This window comes from Agrobacterium sp. Ap1 (assembly GCF_017313375.1).
Lineage (GTDB): Bacteria > Pseudomonadota > Alphaproteobacteria > Rhizobiales > Rhizobiaceae > Neorhizobium > Neorhizobium cellulosilyticum.
This window is the reverse complement of sequence record NZ_JAFLMY010000091.1, coordinates 1-299: the sequence shown is the minus strand read 5'-3', so window position 1 is coordinate 299 and position 299 is coordinate 1. Positions and strand designations below refer to the sequence as shown.

The following is a 299-nucleotide window of genomic DNA, read 5'->3' as shown; positions in this document are numbered from 1 at the left end:
CAACGCCGGCTCGTTGCCGACGAACGCGAGCTGGCGCAAGCCGTCGAGGTCGCGGTCGCTGGCCTCGTCGCGGAAGCCGACGTCCGCCTCGCGCCGCTTGCGGTTGGCAAGTCCGTCGAGGTCAGTCAGGGCGCCGGTCTTCCCGCTCCCATCGATCTCGATGAAGGAAGGCGCAGACTTGCAGCTTTTGCAGAGCCGACGCGTCTTGAGGCCTGGGCCGGTCCTGTCGCGGGACCGGCCGAGATCGAAAAGACATTTGGCACGAAACGGTCGACCCTGCACGACTGGCAGAGGCGTGG

General features: G+C 67.2%; 1 protein-coding gene. It reads left to right on the top strand.

Translation table 11 applies throughout. From position 1 onward, the window contains the following. Positions 1–299, top strand: a 299-nt coding sequence (locus tag JZX87_RS31115; protein WP_502711360.1) for an antitoxin Xre/MbcA/ParS-like domain-containing protein, incomplete at both ends; no start/stop codon positions are given.